Source organism: Mesorhizobium sp. M7A.F.Ca.CA.004.06.1.1 (assembly GCF_003999135.1).
Taxonomy (GTDB): domain Bacteria; phylum Pseudomonadota; class Alphaproteobacteria; order Rhizobiales; family Rhizobiaceae; genus Mesorhizobium.
Map to the genome: position 1 here is coordinate 1 of NZ_RZPQ01001491.1, position 397 is coordinate 397.

1 protein-coding gene is annotated in these 397 nt (G+C 64.2%); it reads right to left on the reverse strand.

Annotation, left to right across the window (positions count from 1 at the left end; translation table 11 throughout):
- Positions 1-397: LLM class flavin-dependent oxidoreductase (locus tag EN906_RS37090; protein ID WP_127375910.1), on the reverse strand; the 397-nt coding region annotated here is incomplete at both ends.

Genomic DNA, 397 nt, shown 5'->3' on the forward strand with positions numbered 1-397 from the left:
GCCACAGTCGACCCGGCATCGGACGAGCCGCCGAAGTAGAGCGGGGGATAGGGTGTCTGCACCGGCGGAAACAGCAGCCTTCCATCCTCGATGCGGAAATGCTTGCCCTCATGCTCGACCGTCTCGCCGCTCAGCACCCGCTTGTAGATCCGAAGGAATTCCTGCGTCACCTCGTAGCGCTCGGCATGCGACAGGAAAATGCCGTCGCCCTTGTTCTCCAGCGGATCGCCGCCGGTGACGACGTTGATCAGCAGGCGGCCATTGGAGATGCGATCCAGCGTCGCAGTCATGCGCGCGGCGAGCGTCGGCGACTGCAAACCGGGGCGCACGGCGACAAGGAAACGCAAGCGTTCGGTCATCGGCACGAGAGCCGATGCGATCACCCAGGAATCCTCGC